Source organism: Serratia liquefaciens ATCC 27592, assembly GCF_000422085.1.
GTDB lineage: Bacteria > Pseudomonadota > Gammaproteobacteria > Enterobacterales > Enterobacteriaceae > Serratia > Serratia liquefaciens.
Window position 1 is genome coordinate 4,525,367 of record NC_021741.1, and the last position, 18,266, is coordinate 4,543,632.

General features: G+C 57.4%; 16 protein-coding genes and 1 riboswitch. Of the genes, 5 read left to right on the forward strand and 11 right to left on the reverse strand.

Annotated features, from left to right (window positions below):
- Positions 1-80 precede the first annotated feature (80 nt).
- Genes M495_RS21080 through M495_RS21100 form a run of 5 tightly spaced genes read right to left on the reverse strand, consistent with a single transcriptional unit; the run spans position 81 to position 4,432 of the window.
- Positions 81-902 carry a PTS system mannose/fructose/sorbose family transporter subunit IID gene (locus tag M495_RS21080; protein WP_020828701.1) on the reverse strand — a complete coding sequence of 274 codons (822 nt, stop codon included), beginning with the start codon at positions 900-902 and terminating at the stop codon, positions 81-83.
- The gene (locus M495_RS21085; protein WP_020828702.1) at positions 902-1,702 is read right to left on the reverse strand and encodes a PTS mannose/fructose/sorbose/N-acetylgalactosamine transporter subunit IIC; all 801 of its coding nucleotides are present in this window, start codon (positions 1,700-1,702) and stop codon (positions 902-904) included. The genes M495_RS21080 and M495_RS21085 overlap by 1 nt, the downstream gene beginning before the upstream one ends.
- Before the next feature lie 22 nt (positions 1,703-1,724).
- Positions 1,725-2,219, reverse strand: a complete 495-nt coding sequence (locus tag M495_RS21090; RefSeq protein WP_020828703.1) for a PTS system mannose/fructose/N-acetylgalactosamine-transporter subunit IIB — start codon at positions 2,217-2,219, stop codon at positions 1,725-1,727.
- 9 nt (positions 2,220-2,228) lie between these two features.
- Positions 2,229-2,657, reverse strand: a complete 429-nt coding sequence (locus M495_RS21095) for a PTS sugar transporter subunit IIA (protein WP_020828704.1) — start codon at positions 2,655-2,657, stop codon at positions 2,229-2,231.
- A 5-nt stretch (positions 2,658-2,662) separates the two neighbouring features.
- Positions 2,663-4,432: a class I mannose-6-phosphate isomerase gene (locus tag M495_RS21100; RefSeq protein ID WP_020828705.1), complete on the reverse strand. Its 1,770-nt coding sequence runs from the start codon at positions 4,430-4,432 to the stop codon at positions 2,663-2,665.
- A 215-nt stretch (positions 4,433-4,647) separates the two neighbouring features.
- On the opposite strand from M495_RS21100, the gene M495_RS21105 reads away from it, so the two are divergent.
- Positions 4,648-5,673, forward strand: coding sequence for a LacI family DNA-binding transcriptional regulator (locus M495_RS21105; protein ID WP_020828706.1), 1,026 nt, complete (start codon positions 4,648-4,650; stop codon positions 5,671-5,673).
- Between the two features lie 16 nt (positions 5,674-5,689).
- Here the strand turns inward: M495_RS21105 and ygiD are convergent, their stop codons facing one another.
- Positions 5,690-6,472, reverse strand: coding sequence for a 4,5-DOPA-extradiol-dioxygenase (gene ygiD, locus M495_RS21110; RefSeq protein WP_020828707.1), 783 nt, complete (start codon positions 6,470-6,472; stop codon positions 5,690-5,692).
- 206 nt (positions 6,473-6,678) lie between these two features.
- Between ygiD and zupT the strand changes: the two genes are divergently transcribed.
- Positions 6,679-7,446 (forward strand): zinc transporter ZupT, encoded by a 768-nt coding sequence (gene zupT, locus M495_RS21115; protein WP_020828708.1) that lies wholly within the window; start codon positions 6,679-6,681, stop codon positions 7,444-7,446.
- Positions 7,447-7,512: 66 nt separating this feature from the next.
- Here zupT and ribB read toward each other — a convergent pair whose 3' ends face one another.
- Complete coding sequence (gene ribB, locus M495_RS21120) at positions 7,513-8,166, reverse strand: 3,4-dihydroxy-2-butanone-4-phosphate synthase (protein WP_020828709.1); 654 nt, start codon at positions 8,164-8,166, stop codon at positions 7,513-7,515.
- Between the two features lie 110 nt (positions 8,167-8,276).
- Positions 8,277-8,438, reverse strand: a riboswitch (FMN riboswitch).
- 145 nt (positions 8,439-8,583) lie between these two features.
- On the opposite strand from ribB, the gene ubiK reads away from it, so the two are divergent.
- Complete coding sequence (ubiK, locus tag M495_RS21125; protein ID WP_020828710.1) at positions 8,584-8,862, forward strand: ubiquinone biosynthesis accessory factor UbiK; 279 nt, start codon at positions 8,584-8,586, stop codon at positions 8,860-8,862.
- 28 nt (positions 8,863-8,890) lie between these two features.
- Here the strand turns inward: ubiK and yjeH are convergent, their stop codons facing one another.
- The 4 genes from yjeH to M495_RS21145 form a co-directional block, all read right to left on the reverse strand.
- A complete protein-coding gene (gene yjeH / locus M495_RS21130; protein WP_041415712.1) occupies positions 8,891-10,144 on the reverse strand; it encodes an L-methionine/branched-chain amino acid transporter in 1,254 nt (417 codons plus the stop codon).
- 111 nt (positions 10,145-10,255) lie between these two features.
- Positions 10,256-11,686, reverse strand: a complete 1,431-nt coding sequence (gene hldE / locus M495_RS21135) for a bifunctional D-glycero-beta-D-manno-heptose-7-phosphate kinase/D-glycero-beta-D-manno-heptose 1-phosphate adenylyltransferase HldE (RefSeq protein ID WP_020828712.1) — start codon at positions 11,684-11,686, stop codon at positions 10,256-10,258.
- Positions 11,687-11,779: 93 nt separating this feature from the next.
- Positions 11,780-14,617: a bifunctional [glutamate--ammonia ligase]-adenylyl-L-tyrosine phosphorylase/[glutamate--ammonia-ligase] adenylyltransferase gene (gene glnE / locus M495_RS21140; protein ID WP_020828713.1), complete on the reverse strand. Its 2,838-nt coding sequence runs from the start codon at positions 14,615-14,617 to the stop codon at positions 11,780-11,782.
- A 45-nt stretch (positions 14,618-14,662) separates the two neighbouring features.
- Complete coding sequence (locus tag M495_RS21145) at positions 14,663-15,970, reverse strand: CYTH and CHAD domain-containing protein (protein WP_020828714.1); 1,308 nt, start codon at positions 15,968-15,970, stop codon at positions 14,663-14,665.
- Between the two features lie 280 nt (positions 15,971-16,250).
- Between M495_RS21145 and M495_RS21150 the strand changes: the two genes are divergently transcribed.
- Both M495_RS21150 and M495_RS21155 read left to right on the forward strand, forming a co-directional pair.
- Positions 16,251-16,871 (forward strand): TIGR04211 family SH3 domain-containing protein, encoded by a 621-nt coding sequence (locus M495_RS21150; protein WP_020828715.1) that lies wholly within the window; start codon positions 16,251-16,253, stop codon positions 16,869-16,871.
- Between the two features lie 123 nt (positions 16,872-16,994).
- A complete protein-coding gene (locus M495_RS21155; RefSeq protein WP_020828716.1) occupies positions 16,995-18,239 on the forward strand; it encodes a multifunctional CCA addition/repair protein in 1,245 nt (414 codons plus the stop codon).
- The last annotated feature ends 27 nt before the right edge of the window (positions 18,240-18,266 follow it).

Here is an 18,266-nt window from a genome sequence, read left to right on the forward strand (position 1 = left end):
ATTCAATAATAGGAAATTTCTACCCTATGAGTTTCAAGCTGCAGCCAGGCGCCTGGCTGCAGCTTGAAGAGCGACGGGTATCAGGAGAACAAGCCGCAGGCCACCCCTGCCGCTGCCAGGGCCAACAGCCCCAACATCGCTTTCACCGGTGACAATCCCCGCTTGGCCATCAGATACCAGGTCATCAGCACCACGATCAGCGGCATCAGGTTAGGGAAAATGCCGTCCAGCATTTGCTGCAGGTGAATATTCACCCCGTCTTTGGTGATGAACTCCAGACCGGTGCCCAGTTTGACGTAGCTCGCGGCTACGCCGCCCATAACGAACACTCCCAGCAGGGAAAGCGCTTCTCGCAGGCGTGAGGACTTGCTGCTGACCAGCATTTCCACCGAGCCGGAGCCCATATGGTAGCCCTTCATAAACAGCCAGTAAGACCCGGGAATGACGATCAGGCTGAACGCCATAATGTAGAATAACGGGCCAATCACGCTGCCGCCGGCAGCCAGCGCCATACCGATGCTCAACAATATTGGCAGCAACATGCCCGGCACCATGGAGTCACCGATACCGGCCACCGGCCCCATCAGGCCGACCTTGAGCGTATTGATGGTTTCACCGTCGATCGGCTCACCGTTGGCACGCTTTTCCTCCAGCCCTATCACCATGCCGTTAACAATCGCGCCCAGCTGCGGCTCGGTGTTATAGAACGAAGTATGGCGGCGAATGGCCTCAATGCGCTGTTGTTTTTCCGGATACAGTTTTTTCAGCGCCGGCATCATGCTCAGGCAGAAACCGTAAGATTCCAGACGTTCAAAGCTCATCGACGACAGGTTGTACATCATCCAACTGCGCCAGCAACGACGCAGGTCCTGCTTATTCAATTTTGGTGTTGGCGTATCCATCAGAATTCATCCTCATCGTCAGCCTGAGGCGCGGCCTGTGCGGCAGCCGCCTGCGGCTCTGGCTTATAGTTGTAGTGAATCAATGCCAGCAGCGCGCCGACAATCACCAGCGCCACCATATTCAGCTTGAGGAAAACAATGCAGATGAACCCCACCAGGAAGTAAATCAGCATGCTGTAGCTTTTAATAATCTGCTTAAGAAGAATGGCGATACCGACCGCAGGCAGAATGCCGCCGACCACGTTCATGGTAGTCAGCACCAGCGTCGGCAAGCTGTCCATAAAGGCGTTGATATAGCGCGCCCCGAAAAAGACGGCGATAAACGTCGGTACAAAGCGCAGCAGGAAGTTGGTGACCTGCGGCCAGATGGCGCTGTTAAGGTAAATGCCCTGTTCGTCCCCGCGCTCCACCGCCAGATCCGCGCGGTGGTTCCAGTAGGAATTGAGTACCATCATGGCATTGAACAACACGGTGCCCATGATGCCGATAGTCGCTGCCAGGGCGACGGCCACCTCGGGTCCTTTACCGGAAAGAATGCCCAGCGCAATCGCCGGGAATGCTACAAAATTGAGGTCGGCCGGCATCGATCCGCCCGGTGTAACCATGGCGATATAAACCGCCTGTACCGCCACACCAATGATGATGCCGGTCTGTACATCGCCGAGGATAGCCCCCACCAGCATGCCGGAGACCAGCGGACGGCTAAGAATATACCAGCCTCCGGTCAGTCCCAGCAGCCAGGGGCTGCTCAGCGCGCCGAGATAGCAAAGTATCCCGATAAGCGTCGCTTCAAACCACATAGTTCACTCCCGCCGTTCAGGCTTATTTGAGTTTCTTTTTTGCATCCAGCCAGCTGAAATGGCTGGCATCCGGGACTAAACGGAATTCGATGGCATGGCCGTGTTCGGTCAGGAAATCGAAGGCTTCCGACTCTGTTACCGTCACGGATTGATTCGGGCCGATAGTCACCGTGTCTTTGCGGGCAGACATCGGGCCGACGTTGATTTTCTTGTTGCGATTGCTGAGGTCGATTCCTGCTTCCATCAGCCGTCGCAGCGTGACCGGCGATTTGCCAATCACGAAGTACTGCTTGTCGCTGGCAATCACCTTCGGCAGTTTTTCTATCGCCTGCTGTACGGTGAACAGCCATACCTTGGTATCCTGCACTGCCCCTTTCATCACCGATGACAACAGCGGATCTGCCGCGACCTCATCATCAATCGCCACGATGCCGTCGCAGGGCAGCTCTTTCGCCCAGCGGGTCACCAGTTGACCGTGAATGACCCGGTCGTCGATACGTACGAATGAAATAGCCATACTCTCTCCTCAGAAATCGTCCATTTGCGCCGTCACCGCAGGACGGGCAAGCGCAATCGCCTCACCGCCCTGCGCCACCAGCTCTTGTGCCGCCAGTTGAACATCCTTTCCTTCCAGCAATTCGGCACTCATCAGCAACATCGGGAAATTCACGCCGGTCACTACCGCCATCGGCACTGGCGCATTGGGATCAAAGGCGTGACGACAGGCCACGTTGTACGGCGTACCGCACAGCATGTCGCACAGTATCAACACACCGTCAGCCCCTGCGCTCACCCGACGCAGTTCGTCGGCAAAGTCCCGCTTAAAAGCCTCGATGCCGGCGCCTTCACTCAGACCGACATGACTGGTCCCCGGCAACTCGCCGTAAACCATGCGCGCGCTGCTCAGTAACGCCTCGGCCAGCGGCCCATGAGAAGTCACAATCACTTTCAACATAATGTTTATCCCCTTACCCAGGCTTTGATGGTGCCCAGGGTTTTACCCAGGCTGCGACCATGTGGGCTGATGCGATACGCCCCGACCGCAGCCGGGACGATGAAGGTTTCCGCGTAATGCACCACAAAGGGAGCAAAATGGCCCTCAGGGCTTTCAACCACTGCCTCTTCCCCTTCCACCAGGTTCAGCACGTTCACTCGCCCTTCGGTATGGTGTAACACCGGTTCACTGAACCAGTGACGGCGGGTTTCGATAAATTCGCGCTCGTGCAGGCCGGTTCGCTCTTCCTGCCAGCCTTGCCCTTCAGCAACCGGTTCAACGTGGTTAACCAGATGCTCCGTTGCCCAGTCGGTGTCGCATTGCCAGTTGATCACCTGCTCACCGTGCTGCAAATGCACCGGACGCGGAAGGCCATCTAATCCCACACGGCCCCAGTCCCACAGTTTGAAGGTGAAAATGTACGGCGTAGCGCTGATCTCCAGCACCATGGTTTCCGCACCTGAACAGTGCACCGTCCCCGCCGGGATCAGGAAGTGATCGTGTTTACGCGCCGGGAAGCGGTTCACAAAACGGCGATCGTCGAACGCCTTTTCACCCCTTTGGGCGGCCGCCAGATCGGCCATCATCGCCTGCGGATCGGTACCGTTTTTCATCCCCAGATACACTTCAGCTCCCTGCTCTGCCGCCAGAATGTAATAGCTTTCATCCTGGGTGTAATGCATGCCGAAATGCTGTTGGATGTATTCCGTCAGCGGGTGCACCTGGAAGCTGAGGTTTTGCCCGCCGACGGTATCCAGCAGGTCAAAACGGATCGGGAATTCGGCGCCGAAACGGGCGTGTACGCGCTCGCCCAGCAGGGGCCTCGGGTATAACAGCACCAAATCCTGTGAGGGGATCTCGACCCGAACGTCACCAAAACGCATTAGCAGGCTGTTTTCCTCGGGCACGCAGTCAAAACACCACGCGTAGTTGGCTGCCGTCGGGTCGAGATCGAACTGTTGTTTCATCCATTGACCGCCCCAAATACCGGGGTCAAAAAAGGGCACGACGCGGAATGGACGTTGGGTGACCTGCTGCAATCCAGCGTGGAATGCCTCGCCACTCACGGCCTTGGGCTTACCTGCCTGGTTGGTGTCCAACACCAGGTCAGCACGCTGCAACAACGGGGTTTTATGGCGATCGAACACCCGCCATTCCACAAAAAAGGCCCGCTTGTAACGACGCAACACGTCTTCGTCCACATTGGTGACGCCCCAGTTGCCCAGTTCACCACGGCGAAAACGCTGCTGGATTTCCCAGCGAGCCATGTCGGCATAAACCAGCACATCGCCCTCGGCGATCAACGCCGCGCCCGGTCCATAAATCACTACCAGGCCACTGTCGACGCTCGCAATTTGATCGCGCAGCTGCTGCACGCGCTCATCATCAAAAAATTCAGTCAGTTGATGACATGACAGCACGCCAAAAACGCGGTCTTCGGTTAAGTTGCGTTCAATCATCGCGTGAATATGCGATTCATCATATTTGGCCAATTCGGCGTTGATACTGCTGGCGGGCTTCAGCGAATGGATAAGATTCTCGCTCAGTTCTGCCAAATTCACCCCAGGGTAGCAATCCACCACCAACAGGGTTTTGCGTAACCCGAGGGCGGCAACCTTGCGGCTGACTGCCTCGACCACCGCCGGCCAACCTTGCCAGGCGGCATGATCAAAGCCCTGAACCGCCACTTCCGGGTGTTTGTCATAGCTTGTTGCGTTGCGCTGTTGCTCTGTCATATCCTTCTGCCTATGCACTGAATAGATAGAAAAAGATTAATCGATTAACCTCATAACAAACAGGCTGATTAACGAGATTAACCTCATATAACGAATAATAACTCGCTAAAAAGCTTATAAATCGCGATCGTCGTCACACTCTATTTAACGAAATCACACAGAAAAAGGTTAATCGATATACCTTAATATAAAAGCCAGTATCGACAGGAGATGAAATGAGCACCATAACCTTGGCGGATGTCGCCGCATACGCAAAAGTCTCCACCGCTACGGTTTCGATGGTATTGCGTAACCGTGGCCGCATATCGGATGAAACACGCAAGCGTGTGCTGAGCGCCATCGATCATCTGGGCTACGTTTACAATCAGACCGCGGCAAACCTGCGCAATCGCAGCAGCAATCAGGTCGGCCTGCTGTTGCACGACATCACCAATCCTTTTTACGCCGAAATGACCGCCGGGCTGAGCCAGGAAATGGAACGCCATCAACTGATGCTGTTTCTGGCCAACAGCGAAGAATCGGCCGACAGGCAACAAAAATTTGTCGACTCGCTGCTGCAAAACAGCGCCAGCGGCATGGTGCTGTGTGCCGCCCGACAAACGCCGAGCCTGTTTTTTGAAACGCTGAAACGCCGCAAGATCCCGGCCATCATGGTGGTCAGGCCGGTGGCTGATGCGCACTTTGACTTTGTCGGCACAGATAACTTCCTTGGCACACAGTTGGCAACCCAGCATCTGTTGGATCTTGGCCATCGCAATATTGCTTTCATCGGAGGATCCATCAACTCCACCACCCGCGCGCAGCGGTTGGGGGGTTACACCAGCAAGCTGCTGGAACGGGGGATTGTGGTCAAGGGCGAATGGATCGTCGACAGCGAGGCCAGCCAAAGCTCCGGCGCCAAAGCTGCAGAGCAGTTGTTGATGGCCCATCCGGAAATCACGGCGGCGTTATGCTATCAGGACATTGTCGCGTTGGGCGTGATGCAGACATTACGCAAACTCGACCGCCAGATTGGCCGTGATTTCGCGCTGATAGGGTTTGATGATATTACCGAAGCGTCGCTGGTGCAGCCGGGTTTGACCACCGTATCGGTGGCCTCCCGCGAGATCGGCCGCAAGGCGGGGGAACTGCTGTATAGCCGCATTCAAGGCAATGATGAGCCACCAAAACGCATCATCCTGCCGCCTTCGCTGGTGATCCGCCAATCCTGCGGCTTTGCCGATCAATCTACGCCGGCCTGAGGCCGGCGTAGAGCCTTTAGCCAACCTGCACCGACAGCATACTCAGTGCGCTCATCTCGATGCCCTCCACCGGAAGGGTTATCGCCTCTTTGCCGTCCCAACTGCCCAGTACGTATAACAGTGGGAGATAGTGTTCCGGCGTCGGGTTAGACAGCGCTGCGCCTTCGTGCTGCATAAAATTGACCAGCGGGTGGTTATCCCCCTGATAATTCAGGTTATCACGCACAAACCGGTCAAACGAAGTGGCCCACGGATAAGGGGTGGCGTCCCCCTGCCATTTTACCATCCGCAGGTTATGCACCACGTTGCCGCTGGCGACGATCATCACCCCCTGGTCACGCAACACCGCCAGTTTACGGCCCAGTTCATAATGGTATTCCGCCGGTTTGGTGCCGTCGATGCTGAGCTGCACGATCGGAATATCCGCCTCGGGATACATTTTGATCAACACGCCCCAGGTGCCGTGATCCAGGCCCCATTCGCTGTCGTCTGCCGTGACAGTAATCGGCGCCAACACTTGCTGGATCTGCGCCGCCAGCTCAGGGGATCCTGGCGCCGGATACCGGGTATCGAACAGCGCCTGCGGGAAACCGCCAAAGTCATGGATGGTTCTTGGTTTTTCCATCGCGGTCACCGCGGTGCCACGGGTGTACCAGTGAGCAGAAACGGCAATGATGGCCTTCGGGCGCGGCAGCGTTTCACCCAGATGACGCCAGGCCTGGGTATAGCGGTTTTCTTCCAGCGCGTTCATCGGGCTACCGTGGCCGAGAAAAAGTGCAGGCATACGAGAGCTGTTCATACAAGATCCTTGGTCAGTCGCAAACATGATGGGGACTAGACTACGCCGTTTGCCACGGCGACACAGCCGGATAACCGTGATGATGATCTTCAATAAATTTGAACGGTTAAAACGATAGAAACAATCAGCCAAATCCACTCGATTTATGCCTTTACTCTGTTAGTATCAGAAAATAAACGATAATTTCAGCATAAAAGGAGACAACCATGTCCGTACCGCTGCTCCTGACCTTGCTGGCCGGCGGCGCCACCTTTGTCGGCGCCCTGTTTGGCATTATTGGCCAGAAGCCTTCCAACCGAATGCTGGCTTTTGCTCTTGGATTTGCCGCCGGGATTATGCTGCTGATATCGCTGATGGAAATGCTGCCCGCGGCGCTGCACACCGTCGGCATGTCGCCGATGATGGGTTACGGCATGTTCATGCTTGGGTTGCTGGGGTATTTCGCGCTGGACCGCATGCTGCCGCACCAGCACCCGCAGGATCTGATGCAGCAACCGCTGAAACCGCACAACCTGAAGCGCACCGCGGTGCTGTTGACGCTGGGCATCAGCCTGCACAACTTCCCGGAAGGCATCGCTACCTTCGTCACCGCCAGCGCCGACCTGGAACTGGGCATGGGCATTGCGTTGGCCGTGGCTATCCACAATATTCCTGAAGGTCTGGCGGTGGCTGGCCCGGTGTATGCCGCAACCGGCTCCAAGACCAAAGCCCTGCTGTGGTCCGGTATTTCCGGCATGGCGGAGATTCTCGGCGGCGTATTGGCGTTCCTGCTGCTTGGCCCGATGATTTCGCCGGTGGTAATGGCGTCGATTATGGCGGCGGTTGCCGGCATCATGGTGGCGCTGTCGGTTGATGAACTGATGCCGTTGGCGAAAGAAATCGATCCGCACAATAACCCGAGCTACGGCGTGCTGTGTGGGATGGCCGTGATGGGATTCAGCCTGACGCTGTTGCAAAGCGGCGGCATAGGTTAACGGTTTTCAGCCACAAAAAAAGCCGCATTACGCGGCTTTTTTCATCGTCAGAAGGTCAGTTCGTTATCAGCTGGCTTTCTTTTCGTGAGCCTGGCGGTAAGCCACCAGATCTTCGATGGTCAATACGGTCATATCATGCTGTTTGGCAAACACGATCACTTCCGGCGCATGCGCCATGCTGCCATCGTCGTTAGTCAGTTCACACAGCACACCGGCAGGTTTGAAACCGGCCATAGAGACCAGATCGATAGTCGCTTCAGTGTGACCACGTCGGCTCAGCACACCACCTGGCTGCGCGCGCAGTGGGAAAACGTGCCCAGGACGATTCAGATCGCTTGGCTTGGCGTTATCGGCCACGGCCGCACGGATAGTGGTCAGGCGATCGGATGCAGACACGCCGGTGGTCACGCCCTGCGCCGCTTCGATAGTCACGGTGAAGGCCGTCTGGAACTGGCTGGAGTTGTTGGTCACCATCATCGGCAGTTCGAGTTGCTGACGACGTTCTTCGGTGAGACACAGACACACAATACCGCTGCCGTGGCGAATGGTCAGTGCCATCTGCTCAACGGTCATGGTTTCTGCGGCGAAGATCATATCACCTTCGTTTTCACGATTTTCATCATCGAGCACCATTACACCGCGGCCATTGCGCAATGCTTCAATAGCTCGCTCTACGCGTTCTACCGGCGTGCCGAAATCTGAAAGTAGGGTCTGATTCATGGTAAAAAACCTCATTAAAAAATTATGGATTACCAGAACCAGGGCGATCTTGAGGAGTAGCTAGCAATAGCTAAAAAAATAACGCAAGCGGGCGCAAACCCGGCAGATACCGTTACTCTCTCCCATCCGGACTATAACCGTCGGCCCCGGAATTACACCGGATCTGCTGACCTCTAACCAAGCTGCAAGAGACTGGCTGAGCGCTCGCGGGCTTTCACCGTAGAAGGTGATTTACCGCCGGTGGGGACTTGCACCCCGCCCTGAGAATAAGCTTCTCGACTATAACGCTAATGATTAATCAGGGCAATTGGCAAAAGCACAATTCGGCCAATCACAGGGAATGCGGTTATTAGTTTATCCGGCGGGCAACTCGCATTACACTAGACGACAGCTATTAAACTCTGAAAGGGATACGCCATGATTGACCCGAAAAAAATTGAACAGATCGCACGCCAGGTGCATGAATCCATGCCTAAAGGCGTACGTGAATTCGGGGAAGACGTTGAGAAGAAAATCCGTCAGGTGCTGCAGTCGCAGCTTACCCGTCTGGATTTGGTCAACCGCGAAGAGTTCGACGTTCAGACACAGGTGCTGCTGCGCACCCGTGAAAAGCTGGCGTTGCTGGAACAGCGCATGAACGAATTGGAAAGCAAGCTGAACGCAGCACCAGCCACACAACAGCCAGACGCAGAATAGTTACCGCTAAGGGCGCGGCATCGCGCCCTTACTGCCGTTTTAGCGCAGCCTTCGGCCTGCGCGGCAACACCAGCCAAATCAACGCGAACATTCCCAGCGCATACAGGCTTTTCCAGCCGATAATGACCATCAGCAGTAAACACAGCCCCAGCCCTACCGCCGCCATTAACCGCGAACGTCCGTGCAAAATTCGACAGCCCGCCAGCATACACAGCAGGTAGATCAGCACAAAGATGCCATTGGCATACACCAACAGCATATCCAACGGCAGTTTCAGCGTATAAATCAGCAGGGTAAACAGCAGGCAACAGCCCACCACCGCGCTTAATGCATTGACCGGTGCCTGTCCGGCGGACAGTTTAGCCAACGCGCTGGCTGGCCGATCCTGCGCCTGCGACCACACCAGCCGGGCGAAGCTTTGGGTATAGATATTCACGCTGGCAAAGCAAGCCAGATAACCTATGACGCAGGCTACCCACAACGCATGTTGCCCAAACAGTTGCACCACGATACCCGGCAACGACGCGGCCGCCGCCTGATGTTCACTGTATGCATGAAAGTGCAACACCGCCACGGTACAATCCCAGTACACCGCCCCGGCGACCAGCAGGCCAAACAGCAGGGCACGCGGGAAATCGCGCTCAGGGTTGCGGAACTCGGTTGCCAGATGCGCAAAGGCTTCCAAACCGACAAAGCACCAGAACATCACCGCCAACGCGTGGAACAAATTAGGGGGAGATATTTCGTCGAGTGCTGGCCAGGGGATTTGAGCAGGAGAGATGCCGCCACGCCACCAAATTGCGGCGACCAGCGCCACCACCAGCATGGCGATCAGCGTTTGAATATTGGCGCTGGAACCGGCGCTGCGCGTACCCAGCAGCCAAATCACCATCAGCGTGGCTATTTGCACCAGCAGCAGGCCATTGGCGCTCCAGCCGAACGCGGCCTGCCAAAAACCGGCGGCTATCTGTAATGCCGCAGGCAGGCCCACCGGGATCACCGACAAAAACAGCCAGCCGGTCACTTTCGCCATACGCGGGCCAAAAGCCAGCCCGACAAAATGCGCGGCACCACCGGCGCTGGGGAAATGCCGGCCCAGAGCAGCAAAAGCGATGGCAATCGGGAACACCAGCGCAATCAATACCGGCCAGGCCCAAAGGCTATCGCCCTGCGCCACCTGGGCCGCCAGTGCAGGAACGGCGAACACCCCCGTTCCCAGCAATGAAGTGGACAATAGCCCAACGCCCTGCGCCAAACTCAATTCCTGCTTCAGTCCACTCACTGCCACCGCCGTTTTATCCGCCATACTTCAAGTTGCATCCGCGTCGGCTGCTTTTACTCACCCGATTACTGCCTTGATACCACTCGACTTATTTAGGCTAAAAAGAGTCTGTTAGCCACGCCCGTCTTTGATTGCCTTGATAATATTGGTGGTCGACAGGCCGTCTTCAAAGTTCAGTACCTTGACGTCGCCGCCGTTGGCCCAAACCTCGGCGCTGCCGGCAATATCTTCAGGTTTGTAGTCGCCGCCTTTCACCAGCAGATCCGGCAGGATATCGGCGATCAGGCGTTGCGGCGTGTCTTCTTCGAATGCCACAACCCAGTCCACCGCTTCCAACGCACCCAATACGATCATGCGGTTTTCCAGCGCGTTGACCGGACGGGTCTCGCCTTTTAGGCGCTTGGTAGAAGCGTCGCTGTTGACCGCCACAATCAGGCGGTCGCCCAGTTTGCGGGCATTCGCCAGATAGGAAACGTGACCGGCATGCAGAATGTCGAAGATACCGTTGGTCATCACCACTTTTTCACCGCGCTGACGTGCTTGCGCCACGGCGGTTTTCAGCTGGGCTTCGGTCATGACGCCAAAGCCGGTTTCGGCACGGCCACGCACCGCATTTTCCAGCTCGATCGGGGAAACGGTAGAGGTCCCCAGTTTGCCCACTACCACGCCGGCGGCGGCATTGGCCAGGAAACAGGACTCTTCCAAGGTGTTACCGGCAGCCAACGCGGCAGCCAGCACGCCAATCACGGTATCGCCGGCGCCGGTAACGTCAAACACTTCCTGCGCCTGGGTTGGCAGGTGCAGTGGCGGAACGCCCAATTGCAGCAACGTCATGCCGTGTTCGGAACGGGTGACCAGCAGCGCGGAAAGCTCAAAGTCCGCCACCAGCTTCATGCCGCGTTCGACCAGCTCGGCTTCGTCTTTGCAGTGCCCTACGACCGCTTCGAACTCAGACAGGTTTGGCGTCAGCAGCGTCGCGCCGCGATAGCGCTCAAAATCGGAACCCTTTGGATCGATCAGCACCGGCACCTTGGCGGCCCGCGCCAGTTGGATCATGCTCTGTACCTGGCTCAGCGCGCCTTTGGCGTAGTCAGACAACACCAGCGCACCAATTTGCGGCAGCGCCTGCTGGATGCGTTCCAGCATGGGTTGCGAATCGACGTTGGAGAACCCTTCTTCGAAGTCGAGACGGATCAGTTGCTGGTTGCGTGACAGCACGCGCAGCTTGGTGATGGTCGGATGCGTCGGTACCGAAACGAAATCACAGCGCACGTTCACTTCGTTCAGCTTGGCGCTCAGTGCACGCGCCGCGTCATCAATACCGGTCAAGCCCACCAGGCGTGAGTTGGCACCCAGCGAAGCGATATTCATCGCCACGTTTGCTGCACCGCCGGGACGCTCTTCAATGGTTTCAACCTTGACCACCGGCACCGGCGCTTCCGGTGAAATACGGCTGGTCGGCCCATACCAATAGCGATCCAACATGACGTCACCCACCACCAATACCCCGGCGCGGCGAAAATCAGGCAGTGTAACTTTCATCCGATAACTCCAAAAAAGTACAAAATTTTAGTGGCGCAGATATTACCACAGACGTCTGTAATAGCTGCAAAACGTATTGCGTAACCGGCATGCCTAACCCAGCCACTTCGCCCAACTGGTGCGAACCTGTTCTCGCTCGGCGGCAAATTGCCCCTTGGCGACCTTGCCGGAATGCTCCTGCAACGCCAGGTGGTGAATTTCATCGCGCATGGTGACGTAGGCCTGAGTGAGCGCCTGCGCCTCTTCTTCCGGCATGATGCCGTAATTGGCCATCAACTCGAAAATGCGTACGTTATCAGACCAACGCGTCAGACGGGGCTCGGTGCTTGCATAGCTTAAGACCAGATACTGGGCAATAAATTCGATATCGGTGATACCGCCCTCGTCGGCTTTGATATCAAAGAGTTCACGCTGCTTGTTGCCGAGGTGATTACGCATTTTCTCGCGCATCTCGCGTACCTCCAGCCGCAGCGTTTCGCCGTCGCGTGGTTTGCACAAGATCTCACGGCGGATCGCGTCAAACTGCTGATGCAGCGCCGGATCGCCATGGACGATACGCGCACGCACCAGTGCCTGGTGCTCCCAGGTCCAGGCCTCGTTCTGCTGATAATCGGCAAAGGCTTCGACCGTGCTGACCAACATGCCGGCCGCGCCTGAAGGCCGCAGGCGAGCGTCCACCTCGTACAAAATGCCGGAGGAGGTGCGGGTACTGAACAGGTGCATGACGCGCTGCGCCAAACGCAGATAAAACTGACGGCCGTCGATGCAGCGATCGCCGTCGGTCATCACGTCCGGTGGACAATCCAGAATAAACACCAGATCAAGATCGGAGCTGTAGCCCAGCTCCCAACCGCCCAGTTTTCCGTAGCCAATCACGGCAAAACCGCGCCCTTCCCGCTCCTGCAAATGGGTCGGTTGACCATAGCGAGCAACCATGTCGTTCCACGCTTGCTGCACCACCGTGTCGATAATGGCCTCGGCCAGGTAGGTGAGGTGATCGCTCACTTTCATCACCGGCAGCGCGCCGGAAATATCCCCGGCGGCGATGCGTAACTGCTGCGCCTGTTTGAATTGACGCAATGCCTCAAGTTTCTGCTCTTCGTCATCTTCCGGTACCCGCAACAGGTACTGGCGCAGTTCGCTGCGGTAAGCGTCCGGGGCCACCGGCTGATACAGCGTCGCCGGATCCAGTAGTTCGTCCAGCAACAGCGGATAGCGCGACAGCTGGTTGGCGACCATCGGCGAAGCGGCGCACAGGCGAATCAGATGGCTGAGCGCCGCGTGGTATTCCACCAGCAGCTCAAGGTAGGTGGTGCGCGTTACGATGCTCAACAGCAGCTGGGTCAACCGCAGCAGCGCCGTCGGCGCATCCTGACGCGGACACACTTCCGCCAGCAGACGCGGCATCAATTGATCAAGCACATCGCGACCGCGCGGGCCGATAGTGCGTTTGTCGACATCGTGACGAAACTCGGCGATGGTACGCAACATCTGCCTGCGCGCTTCTTCATCCAGGTGTGGCGTCAACGGTGCCAGCTCGTGTTCTTCCAGTGCGTCCTGCCACAGGCTGTGGTAGTGCTGATAATCGGGATCTTCGCCCACATCGGGGCTATCGTCGCCAATCAGGTCGTTAAATACCGCTCTCACCGCCTGCATATGCTCGTCCAGCGCCGCGAGCAGCGTCGACCAGTCGTCGAACCCCATGCCCCAGGCCAAACGGGCCTGATCGAGCTCATCTTGTGGCAGCGTCTGCGTTTGTTGGTCGGCAATGGCCTGCAGCAGGTTTTCCAGCCGGCGCAGGAACAAGTAGCTGGCGCTCATCGCCTGTACCTGTTGCGGCTCCAGCAACCCCAGTTCCCCCACCGCCTGCAGCGTGGGCAGCAGCGATCGCCCCTGCAGTGCCGGCTCTCGCCCGCCGCGGATCAATTGGAATACCTGAGTGATAAATTCAATTTCGCGGATGCCGCCGGCACCCAGCTTGATGTTGTCTTTCAGCCCACGCCGCCGCACTTCGCGGGCGATCATGCCTTTCATATTGCGCAGCGACTGGATCACGCTGAAATCGATATAGCGACGAAAAACGAACGGCCGCAGGGTTTTGCGCAACTCTTCACTGTAGGCGTCTTCCGAACCGCCCATCAGCCGCGCTTTCACCATCGCGTAACGTTCCCAGTCGCGCCCCTGCTCCTGGTAGTAGTCCTCCAGGGCGGCGAAGCTCATGACCAGCGGACCACTGTCGCCGAAGGGCCGCAGCCGCATATCCACACGATAAACAAAGCCGTCGATGGTTTGCTGATCCAGCGCCTTGATCAGCCGCTGCCCCAGACGGGTAAAGAACTGCGCGTTATCCAACTCGCGCCGTCCTCCCTGGGTCTGACCGTTTTCCGGGTAGGCAAAAATCAGGTCTATATCGGACGAGAAGTTCAGCTCGCCGCCGCCCAGTTTCCCCATGCCTAGGATCAGCAACGGCTGGGGTACGCCCTGGGCGTTGCACGGGGTGCCCCACTCACGGCAGCAGGTTTGATACAGCCAGTCGCGAGCGCTGACGATCAGCGTTTCCGCCAGCCCGCTCAGCTGCAACAGCGTCTCTTGCGTGCTGCACAGATTCTGCGCCTGCGCCCAGGCGATCCTCACCAGCGTCTCGCGGCGGAACAGACGTAACGCGCGCATCAGTTGCGCTTCGTCGCGCACATCTTCCAGCGTGTCTTGCAACCAGGCGGCGTAATGTTGCCACTCGTCCGCGACCGGTGGCTGTTTGCGCAACGTCTCCAGCCATTGCGGCTGACTGAGCAACATGTCGCAGACAAAATCGCTCGACGCCAAAACCCGCTGTTCCTGGCTGCTGAGCACGCAGTCCGCGCCCTGAGTTTCCTGAAAACGCTGCACGATGCTCTGTGCCTGAACCTGTAACCTGCTCGAGAGTGGCAACATAGTGAAGGATCCGTTCTGCGGCCTGCGCCTCGCAGGCCAGCTTTATTAGCGGAGCGCGCCGTTTAACCAGAATGGCGCATGCGATAAGGCCTGTTTGCGGCTGGATTCGTACCAGCCTTGACGACGTTCGGCCAGCGCCTGCTGCAGTTCGCGCCAGCTTTCGATATAAGGACCGGTTTCGTCATCGGGATAAGCACCGGACAGCAGGATAAATGCCGACACCTGACGGGTCAGGCGCGGCAACTGTTCCTCGTATTCATCCTCGTTCAACGTGCGCGTGAAGGCCTCTTTCAACTCGGCCGCGCTGCGTCCCAGCATAATGTCGCTGAAACGTTTGAATGAACCGTCGAGCTTGGTTTGCGCCTTGGCGTCGATAAAGGGTTTCCAGGCGCCGGTCACCAACCATGATGTGAGCGCTAACTTACACTGCAGGTATTCTGCGCTGTAACACAACACCTGCGGCTGAGTGCTCTTATCAATCAACAGCGGCTCCAGTGCGGTCAGGCGGGCGCGCAGATCGGCGCTGGCTTTGCGTGGTACCAGACCACCGAAGATCACCAGTGCCTGACGGATCAGCGCAATCGCCTCCATAACCGAGCGACGGGCCTGGGTATCACCACGCAGCCACAGCTCTTCGTGATACTGCCAGTGGCTCAGGCCCAGTTCGAAGCTGGCAACCATACCCTGTTCTACGCTGGATTTGGCCGCAGGCTTCAATACCGCCAGCGGGCGGCGCTCACGCGGAGCATTGCCCTGCGCCAGATGATAGCCGCGCGCCGCTTTGCTCAGGTTGCCCTGACGCAGGCCGCCGTGCATCGCCAATTCTTTGGCCAGCGCCAGCAGATCGTCGGTATTACCCGTTTTAAGCTCCAGCTCAATCTCGCACAGCGCTTCACTCAGCTCACCGGCGCTGACCTCGCCCTGGTCAAGCCCAACCTCAATCTCGCTCTTACCGTAAGTGACCACCCACTTCTCACGCACGAAGTCGGTGCGGAACAGGGGCTGCAACGCCTGCTGCAGCGCGTCGACATCACAGCCTTGCGGCCAGATATCCGCCGGGAACCGTTCCAACGCCAGCTCCGGCGTAGTGATCGCCACATTATATTCCGGGCGCTGATGCAAACCCGCTACCACCTTACCGGCGGTTTTGATGGTCATTTCATAACTGTCGTCGAAGCCGCGGATACGCAGCCCCATATCCTGACTGCGCAGGAAATTATCGGCGGTTTCGAAGTAGATATTGGTCAGTTTTTGCGGCGCGGAATGCTGATGAGGCCAGGCAGCCAAGTGCTGCGGCAAAGCGGCAACCGCATCCGGGGTAGCAATAAATTTCAGTTCTATTTCAACGGTCATAAGTCTTTTACACCAATAAGTTACGCATTCGCGTCAGCCTTCACGGCGGCGGGCCTCGCCTGCCGCGCTCTGCCCGATGACGCACAGTTGCCGTTATCTTACCGCGATTCCCTGCACCTTAACCCTGCTAACTGCAGAAAAAACCTGTTACGTTATAAAACACTGCGCAACTCACAGAATCTGCCACAGTAAGATAGTTCTCATTCCGGTTTTTGCGTTGCGTCGTCAGACTGAACGCTCTACTATCGTTCCCATAAATTCACACAGAAACGATGAACTAATGCAGAAATTACGCCTAATTTGCCTTGCCGTGCTGAGCTTCAGCATCACTTGGGGCGCCCATGCCGAAGATAAACGCTATATCTCCGATGAATTGAATACTTACGTCCATAGCGGCCCGGGTAATCAGTACCGTATCGTCGGTACCCTGAACGCCGGTGAAGAAGTCACCCTGTTGAGCGTAAATGACAGCACCAACTATGGCCAGATCCGCGATGCGAAAGGCCGCACGACCTGGATCCCGCTCAATCAGCTGAGCCAGACGCCAAGCCTGCGCACCCAAGTGCCGGCGCTGGAGCAACAGGTAAAAACCCTGACCGACAAGCTGGCCAACATCGACAACAGCTGGAACCAGCGCACGGCAGAAATGCAGCAGAAAGTGGCCGGCAGCGACAGCACCATCAGCGGTCTGCAGCAGGAAAACCAGGATCTGAAAAATCAGCTGGTGGTCGCACAGAAAAAGGTTAACGCGGTTAATCTGCAGCTCGACGACAAACAGCGCACCATCATCCTGCAGTGGTTCATGTACGGCGGTGGCGTAGCCGGCGTAGGCCTGCTGCTTGGCTTGTTGTTGCCACACCTGATCCCGCGGCGCAAAAGCAACAACCGCTGGATGAACTGATTTCAGTCTCCTTCTGTTTGAGATCGGGCGCCTGCGGGGCGCCCTTTTTATTGGCTGCGGCACCGCCCGGCTAATTGAGGTAATCTGGTCAGCAGAGCCTTAAGATAAATTCAGGAGTTAACAGTGAAGACTTACCTGGTCGGCGGCGCCGTCCGCGACAGCCTGCTTGAGATACCGGTATTCGACCGCGACTGGGTGGTGGTGGGCGCCGCGCCGTCAGAGCTGATCGCGCTGGGATATCAACAGGTCGGTAAAGACTTCCCGGTGTTTCTTAATCCCAAGACCCATGAAGAATATGCGCTGGCGCGCACCGAGCGGAAATCCGGCCAGGGCTATACCGGTTTTACCTGTTACGCCGCGCCGGACGTGACGTTGGAACAAGATCTGCAGCGCCGGGATCTGACCATCAACGCCATCGCCCGCAGCGCCGACGGGGAGTTAATCGATCCTTTCAACGGCGTGGCCGACCTGCAAACGCGGGTGTTACGCCATGTATCTGAAGCTTTTGGTGAAGATCCGTTGCGCGTGCTGCGCGTGGCGCGCTTTGCCGCCCGCTTCGCTCATCTGGGTTTTACCGTCGCCCCGGAAACCGCGGAGTTGATGCGTCAGATGGCGAACAGCGGCGAACTGGCGGCGCTGACCCCGGAACGGGTCTGGAAAGAAACCGAGAAGGCGCTGCAGAGCCAAAGCCCGCAGGTCTATTTCCAGGTGCTGCGCGACTGCGAGGCGCTCAGCGTACTGTTCCCGGAGATCGATGCTTTATTCGGCGTACCGGCCCCCGCCAAATGGCACCCGGAGATCGATACCGGCATTCACACGCTGATGACGCTGGCTATCGCCGCCCAACTCAGCCCCGAGGTCGACGTGCGCTTTTCGGCGCTGTGCCATGATTTGGGTAAAGGGCAGACGCCAAAAGAGCTGTGGCCTCACCACCACGGCCACGGGCCTGCCGGTGTTGTGCTGGTAGACGCCTTGTGTCAGCGGTTGCGCGTCCCCAACCCGGTACGCGACCTGGCCAAACTGGTGGCCGAATATCACGATTTGATCCACACCGTTAACAAGCTGCGCCCGGAGACCCTGTTGAAACTGTTTGATGCGGTCGATGTCTGGCGCAAGCCTCAGCGGTTGGAGCAGATGATCCTCACCAGCGAAGCCGATGCTCGCGGCCGTACCGGATTTGAAAACAATCCCTACCCGCAGGGTGACTATCTGCGCCAGGCGTTTCAGGTGGCGAATGCCGTCTCGGTAAAAGAAGTGGTGGCCAGCGGCCTGCAAGGGCTGGCGATCCGCGATGAGCTCAAACGCCGTCGTCAACAGGCGTTGGCCGACTGGAAACAAACCCAGGATATTCTGAAAGACCAGGCATAAAAAAACCCCGCAGCGCGGGGTTTTTAA